Origin of the sequence: Streptomyces sp. NPDC006463 (assembly GCF_042870715.1) — a bacterium.
Lineage (GTDB): Bacteria > Actinomycetota > Actinomycetes > Streptomycetales > Streptomycetaceae > Streptomyces.
In genome coordinates, this window is sequence record NZ_JBIAHP010000063.1 from 1 (window position 1) to 7694 (window position 7694).

7 protein-coding genes and 1 pseudogene are annotated in these 7694 nt (G+C 70.0%); all 8 read left to right on the plus strand.

Annotation, left to right across the window (positions count from 1 at the left end; genetic code table 11):
- Positions 1-414: 414 nt before the first annotated feature.
- A pseudogene (locus ACFYOB_RS41275) lies at positions 415-2032 on the plus strand (TROVE domain-containing protein).
- Positions 2033-2433: 401 nt separating this feature from the next.
- Entirely contained in the window at positions 2434-2988 is a 555-nt protein-coding gene (locus ACFYOB_RS41280) for an XRE family transcriptional regulator (RefSeq protein WP_388570156.1), read from the plus strand.
- 178 nt (positions 2989-3166) lie between these two features.
- Positions 3167-3859, plus strand: a complete 693-nt coding sequence (locus ACFYOB_RS41285) for a hypothetical protein (protein WP_388570158.1) — start codon at positions 3167-3169, stop codon at positions 3857-3859.
- Between the two features lie 31 nt (positions 3860-3890).
- Complete coding sequence (locus ACFYOB_RS41290; protein WP_388570173.1) at positions 3891-5030, plus strand: MAB_1171c family putative transporter; 1140 nt, start codon at positions 3891-3893, stop codon at positions 5028-5030.
- Positions 5027-5623, plus strand: coding sequence for a hypothetical protein (locus ACFYOB_RS41295; RefSeq protein ID WP_388570161.1), 597 nt, complete (start codon positions 5027-5029; stop codon positions 5621-5623). The genes ACFYOB_RS41290 and ACFYOB_RS41295 overlap by 4 nt, the downstream gene beginning before the upstream one ends.
- A 225-nt stretch (positions 5624-5848) precedes the next feature.
- Complete coding sequence (locus ACFYOB_RS41300; RefSeq protein ID WP_388570164.1) at positions 5849-6367, plus strand: hypothetical protein; 519 nt, start codon at positions 5849-5851, stop codon at positions 6365-6367.
- A gap of 82 nt (positions 6368-6449) precedes the next feature.
- A complete protein-coding gene (locus ACFYOB_RS41305) occupies positions 6450-7292 on the plus strand; it encodes a DUF4097 domain-containing protein (protein WP_388570167.1) in 843 nt (280 codons plus the stop codon).
- Positions 7293-7359: 67 nt separating this feature from the next.
- Positions 7360-7694, plus strand: a 335-nt coding sequence (locus tag ACFYOB_RS41310) for an ATP-binding cassette domain-containing protein (protein ID WP_388570170.1), incomplete at its 3' end; no start/stop codon positions are given.

Consider the following 7694-nt stretch of genomic DNA (forward strand, 5'->3'; position numbering starts at 1 on the left):
GCCCCCCGCGGGCGGGCGGCCCGCGCCGCGCCGCCCGCCCCCCCGCCCGCCCCCCCCCCCCCGGCGGCGCCCCCCCCCCCCCCCCCCCCGCCCGGGGGCCCCCGGGGGCCGGCCCCCCCCCCCCCCCCCCCCCGGGGGCGGGGCGGCCGTCGTCCTTCCTGCGGCAGGGCAGACGTTTAATCGCTGGTGTGCGGTCCGGTGGCCCGCATAGGTTGGCATCGCGACCGCGCCCCCGATGCGCCCGGCTGCGGCTACTTCCTTCTGACAACCAAGTGACGCCGCCGCCACCTCTGATCTCGGGAGGCGCGGCCGCTTTCGCCCCGTCGGCCCCTTGGCCGGGGCCGTCCGTTCCTTTGGATCCGGGGGGATTCACTGCCTCGCTACACCCAGCGCGTCTCCAAGATCTGGTCCGAGATGCTCGTGGCCCCGCACGTCTCGGCGGCCGCCAGAACCCCGCCCGCACCGGAAGTCCACCACTGGCCCACCGGGCAGGCCTTCCGCACGTACGAAGGCGGCCCGGCCTTCGTACGGGAACCCCGGGAAGAGCTCTTCCTGCTGGCAGTCGGCAACTTCGTCTCGCAGAAGACCTTCTACGAGAGCGGCCGGGAGCGCGACGACCGGTACGCCCGTCTCGTGGGTGAACTCGCGGTCGAGGACCCCGTATGGACGGCCGGCTTGCTGCGCTGGCTTCGCAGCGAGGGCAACATGCGCACGGCCTCCCTGGTGGGCGCCGCCGCGTACGTCCGGGCCCGGATCGAGGCGGGGTCGTCCGAGGACCCGTCCAAGGACCCGTCCAAGAGCCCGTCCAACCGGTCCGTGATCGACTCGGTGCTCCAGCGTGCCGACGAGCCGGGCGAGCTGCTCGCCCACTGGACCTCGGTGTACGGACGGAACGTGCCGCAGCCCGTGAAGCGGGGCATCGCGGACGCCGTGCGCCGGCTGTACTCCTCCCGGTCCCTGCTGAAGTACGACACCGCGTCCAAGGGCTTCCGCTTCGGTGACGTACTCAACCTGGTGCACGCCTCCCCGGACCCGGACAAGCCCTGGCAGGGAGCGCTCTTCCGGCACGCCCTGGACCGCCGCCACCACCCGGAGCAGGCGTTTCCGCCAGTCTCCGACCGCCTGCTGACCGCGCACCGCGCCCTGATGGAGCTGCCGACGGACGAGCGGCGGGCCGCGGTGACCGGGCCGGGCGGCGCCGAGCGGCTGGCCGCGGCGGGCATGACCTGGGAGGCCCTGGCGGGCTGGCTCCACGGACCCATGGACGCCGCCGTCTGGGAGGCTGTGATCCCCTCGATGGCACCGATGGCGCTCCTGCGGAACCTGCGGAACTTCGACGAGGCCGGGGTCTCGGACGAGGTGGCGGCCCGGGTCGCCGCACGGATCTCGGACGCCGCCGAAGTCGCCCGGTCCCGGCAGTTCCCCTTCCGCTACCTGGCCGCCCACCGGCACGCGCCGTCTCAGCGCTGGGCAGCCCCGCTGGAACGGGCACTGAGCCACTCGCTGGCCAACGTACCGGCCTTGCCGGGCCGGACGCTGATCCTTGTGGACCGGTCCGACTCCATGTTCTGGGACACCGCCTCCGAGCGGTCCAAGCTGACCCGGGCGGACGCGGCGGCCGTGTTCGGTGCCGCCTTGGCGATGCGCGCCGAGCGGGCGGAGCTGGTGGAGTTCGGCTGGTCCAGCGCGGCGGTGCCATTCGCGGCGGGGGAACCCGTGCTCGAGGTGCTGAAACGGTTCCACAGCCTCGGAGGCACCCAGACCATGAAGGCGGTGCGCGCCCACTACAGGGGGCACGACCGGGTCCTGATCATCACGGACGAGCAGGCCGCCGACCACGGCCGCCGCGGGCCGGCCGAACCGGTTCCGGCCGAGATCCCGGTCTACACCTGGAACCTGGCGGGGTACCGGCCCGCCCACGGCCCCACACCGGCACACCTTCGGCGGCCTCACGGACGCCGCGTTCCGGATGGTCGGCCTCATCGAGGCGGGCCGTCATGCCGCTTGGCCGTGGACTGCCGACCCGGCGTAGAGCGGAGCGCGCCCGGCAGGCCGCGTCCCCGATACGGGGGCGCGTGCCGTCGTTCGGGGGGATCCCCCGATTCCCCCCGAACAACGGCCCATCGAAGAGGCCTGGTGCTGCGACAGCAGCAGCGCGGCCCCTCCCCCGTTTCCTTCTCGCCCAGCAGCGTCGACACTCAGCTAGCTAGACGCGAAACGTCGAGCGGTTGAGCGCGACTCATCTAGTGGGCTAGATGGCTTGATGACGATACTTCGCCCCACACATGCCCTGTCAAGCCAGTTCGGGCTACGCGTACGGGCGATGTGCCGTGGTTCACTTTCACGGATGTCCGCTAGCGGGCTAGACGCACTTCGCTGGACCGTGTGGAGCGTGCATCTAGGTGGATAGATAATGAGGGTGGTGGTTCAGCAGTGAACTACGAGACCCAGCGGGAGACAGGAGCAGTGACGGCGATGGGCGAGGAAACCCCCACCGGCCGGCGAGACACCATGGGCGACCGCCTCGGCTTCTTGATCGAGACGATCCACCCGGCCGGTCGCGGCCCGTACTCGTACCAAGAGATCGCCGACGGCACGAAGCAGTTGCCCGGCCCCTCCGTCTCCCACGGCACGGTCCAGACCATCCGCTTGAACAACAATCCGAACCCCGGCATCGACTCGATCCGCGCGATCGCCAACTTCTTCGGCGTCACTGTGGGATACCTCGCTGACGGCGAGAACGCCGAAGCGATCGAGCAGCGGATCGAGGAGCGGATCACGCGGCTTCGCGAGGAGATGAGCAAAGCCGCTGCGGCCGACGAGTTCGCCCAGGTCCTGGAGGACGAGGAAGTCAAGGCCGCGGCCTTCCGCCTCAGCGGACTGTCCGCCGGGTCCATGAGATCCGTCACGGGCCTGATCAAGCAGCTCAGAAAGGCCGAAGGGCTTCCTGACGTGAAGCCCCGCCGTCGCCGTCGCAAGGAATCGTAAGACGCGAATCAGTCACACGACCCGCACATAAAGGGTGTTCCGGTCTACCTGTACGCCGTTTTCCGGCCGCCCGTGGGAGCTCCGGTTATTCTCAAAACGATCAGGAGTGCGAAATCGGCGGGCGGCATGGAGCGGTTGGGCTTCGCGCCGGGGAGAGCCAACGGCGGGGAGGACGACCATGCGGTGGTGGAAGCGCGCCGATACGGAGTGCGCCGCCGTTGCAGACCAACTCGTCATCCCCCAGCCGTTCGACCTGGAGGTCTTCTGCGAGGGCATAGCCGAGCAGCGTGGCCGCCCACTGATCCTGCTGCCTCTCGACGGACCTCCTGACCCCGCGCTGCCGTGCGGGATCTGGCTCGGCCTGGACGTCGCCGACCTCGTCTTCTACGACGCCGTCGCAGCCGAGATCCTCAAGGTACAGATCGTCCTTCACGAGATCTCGCACATGCTGCTCGGTCATGTCGCCCCCGAGCTCGACATATCGGAGCAACCGCCGGAACACGAGATCGCCCGTGCCTCCGAGTATTTCCAGCGCCTGCTGACGCGCACACAGGGGGCCGTATCCGGTCTTGATCGCCCTGATCTTCCCGTGGCCTCGATCATCCGCGCCGAGGCGGCCCGGATCAGGAGCGTGGCCCGCATGACCGAATCGATCGACGAGGAACTCGGCCTCGACATAGACCGCCTGGCGCACCTCATGGGCCGGAGCAAGTTCGCGAGCCCGCAGGAGCGACAGGCAGAGACGCTGGCCACGCTCATCCACGAGCGGGCCGGCCGCTACACGACGCAGTCGACCTCCAGCGAGGCCGAGGACCGTCTTGCGCGCCTCCATGACGCCCTCGGGCACCCCGTTCGAAACACCTGGTCGTGAAGTGAAACATCTCGAAATCGCCGTCTTGACCATGCTCTGGGCGGTGACGATCTGGCGCGTCCCCTCAGCCGTTCGGACCGTCAAGCAGAGAGCTCTGTGGGCGGCGTTCGCCGCCCTGACCCTCTCCATGACGCTCCGCCTGCCCGGGGTGATGCACGGCCTGGACGACGGGGCAGGAGTCAACAACCTGTCCACCCTCGTCAAGCACTGGCTGGGCATGATCGCGGCCGGTGCCGTCGTCGACTTCGTCGTGGCCATCGCCAGACCGGAGACCGGCCGTCGGCTGCGATCCCGCCACTACGTCACCTTCACGGCGATGGCGGTCATGGCGGTGCTCTTCACCTTCTTCGTCCCACGTCCCCACGAGGTGACCGACTTCTACGAGGAGAACGTCGGCAACGGCTGGGCCACGCTCTACTACCTCGTCTTCGTCGTCTACCTCGGAATCGCCATGGCCAACGCCACCTGGCTCTTCTGGGGCAGCGCACGCCACGCCAGCGCCCGTTGGCTCCGCACGGGCGTACGCCTCATGGGCATCGGAACCGCCGTAGGCGTCCTCTACACCCTGCTGCGCTCCGGATACATGACGAGCCGCCTCGTGGGCTTGGCGGGCAGCTCCAGCGACACCGCTGTCGACAACGCCACCGATGCCCTGAAGTACATGGCGATCGGCACCATCCTCGTAGGCAGCAGCATCCCCGCGTTCGGCGTCGCCTGGCGCACCGTCCAGGACGGCCGGCACCACCGGAAGCTCCAGCCGCTCTGGCAGGATCTGACCGCGGTCACCCCCGACATCGTCCTCAAGACCGGACTCCTTCGCAGCCCGCGCCTCCGGCTGTACCGGCGAGTGATCGAAATCCGCGACGCCGCCCTGGCACTCGACCCTTACGCCACCCGCGAGATGCGCGAGCGCGCGCGGACCGCCGCGAGGCAGGCGGGATTCGCCCCGGCGACGAGCCCGGCGTCCGAGGCCCTCTGGCTGCGAGCAGCACGCGAAGCCAAGGCCCGGGGCGCCTCGCCGGTCGGCAGCGCGCAGAAGGCAGGCACCGAGGGAATCGACGACCTCGACTTCACCACCGAGGTCCAGAGGCTCATCCAGCTCGCCCAGGTCTACCACTCCCCCGTGGCCGACGACTTCCTCAACACCACCTGCCAGGAGACCACGGCATGACGACCACGATCACCCGGCCCAACGAGTCCCGGGCCGCGCGCCTGATCACCGATGGGCTCGATCCCAAGACCTGGATCATCGCCGACACCATCCTCATCGGCTGGCACACAGGCCGCCTCTCCGGGATCGGATGGGGCCTCCTCGGCTGCCTGTTCGCCGCGGTCATCCCCCTGGCCTTCATCAAATTCGGCATCCGCCGCGGCCGCTGGGCCGACCGGCACGTCGGCCAGAGGCAGCAGCGCATCATCGTGATGACCTTCGTCAGCGCCTCGGTCGCCACCGGCATCCTGCTGCTGTGGACGTTCGACGCGCCCCGGCCGATGGTTGCGCTGATCGCGGCCATGCTGGTCACCCTGGCCGCCCTCCTCGCCGTGACCCCTGCCTGGAAGATCAGCGTGCACGCAGCCGTGTCCTCCGGAAGCGTGGCCATGCTCGCCATGACCTACGGGCTCTGGGTGCTCCTGGCCTACCCCGTCGTCGCCGTCGTCGGCTGGTCCCGGGTGGAGCTGAAGGACCACACCCTCGCCCAGGTCCTGGCAGGCGCCGCGGTGGGCGGGGCCGTGGCAGCCAGCACCTTCGCGCTGGCCCGGTAGGCGATCAGGGAAGTAGGGCCGCACCATCCGGCGCCACTTGGCACCATCCGGCGCCACTCGGCGCCATTCCACGCCCCCAAAGGCACAGGAGCCCATATGGCGCCACAATCACCTGCGTCACTCTCCTCACATTTCCGCAGGTAGGGCGCCCTCTCTTGAGTCCACACACCCATAAGGCGCCAATCGGCCTTGCGCATGGCGCCACAATGGTGCCATGATGGCGTTATGGACTTGAAGCCGTATGTCGACACCCTCCGCCGCGAACTCGCGGTGGCCGCCGAAGCCGGCGGGGAAGATGCCCGTGAGCTGGCCGAGCGGCTCACCGCTCCCCTGGAGTCGGCGACCCGTCTGACGATGCTCAATGTGCTCTCCGCAGCGATGGACGAGATCACCCGCGAGCTCGCCCCCGGCTCGGTCGACGTACGGCTGCGCGGGCTGGACCCCGACTTCGTGGTGACGCTGCCGCCCGCCGACGGCGGCCCCATGGAAGCGGCCTCCACGCCCGTCGAACCACTCAAGGCGCAGGCCCCTGGCGAAGGCGACGAAGGCGGCACCGCCCGCGTCAATCTGCGCCTGCCGGCCCACCTCAAGGCGCGCGCCGAGGAGGCCGCGAGCCGCGAGGGCCTGTCGGTCAACGCGTGGCTGGTACGGGCCGTGTCGGCCGCGGTCGACGGCGGCACCCGGCCGCGTACGACCGAGAAGGCCCAGGTCATCGGACAGAGCTTCACGGGTTGGGTGCGCTAGCCGCACCCAACCCGCACCACGTTCACCCACATCACGTCCCACCAGCGGGGACGTCCTGAAGACCCAAGAGGACGGGACAGCCATGCCTTCTTTCGACACTCCCGAACCGGTCTCGGTCACAGCCCACGTGGAGGCCGGTTCCATCCAGTTCACCGCGGGCGACCGCCTCGACACCGTCGTCGAGGTGCAGCCCCGCGACCCGAAGCGGGACCAGGACGTACGGGCGGCCGAGGGAACCGAGGTCACGTACGCGAGCGGCGTACTGACCGTCAGGACGCCCAAGTCCAACCTGTTCGGCCGCACCGGCACCGTCGACGTGACGGTCGATCTGCCCACTGGCTCGCGCGTCGACGTGACCGGCGCCTGGGCCCAGGTGCTCGGCGAGGGCCGGCTAGGCGAGGTCCGCGTGAAGACCTCGTCCGGCGACGTCCGGCTCGACACGACCGGCCCGCTGAAGCTGACCGCGTCGCACGGTTCGATCACCGTGGACCGGGTCGAGGGCATGGCCGAGATCACCACCAGCTCCGGCAGCATGCGCGTCGGCCTCGTCGACGGCCCCGCCGTCCTGAAGAACTCGCACGGCACCACGACCGTCGGCGCCGCGACCGGCGAGCTGCGGGTGAGCGGCGCCAACGGCGACATCGAGATCCGGCGCGCCGAGGACTCGGTCACCGCCACCACCGCCCACGGCACCCTGCGCGTGGGCGAAGTCGCCTGCGGCACCGTCCAGTTGGAAACCTCCTACGGCGCCATCGAGGTCGGTGTCCGCGAGGGAACCGCAGCCTGGCTCGACGTCAGCTCAGCCTCCGGCCAGGTGCGCAACACGCTCACGGCGTCCGAGGCTCCGGAGAAGACCGAGGACACCGTCAAGATCCGCGCCCGCACCCGTTACGGCAACATCGAGATCCGGCGCGCCAAGGCCTGACCCCGGAAGTGCCGGCCTCAACTCACTACCCCACCCTGCCACTTCAACCTTCGATCGAGAGGGCCACATGCGTTCTTCTGTCATGCCCACATCAAGTCAGCGTGACGGTCAGCCGTCTCCGGCCGCCGTCTGCGCCGTCGGTCTGCGCAAGTCCTACGGCGACAAGACCGTCCTCGACGGCGTCGACCTGCGCATCCCGGCCGGGTCCGTCTTCGCGCTCCTCGGGCCGAACGGCGCCGGCAAGACCACCGCCGTGAAGATCCTGTCCACGCTCATCGCCGCCGACGGCGGGCAGGCCCAGGTCGCGGGCCACGACGTCGCCGCCGACCCGCAGGCGGTGCGTGCCGCGATCGGTGTCACCGGGCAGTTCTCCGCCGTGGACGGCCTGATCACCGGTGAGGA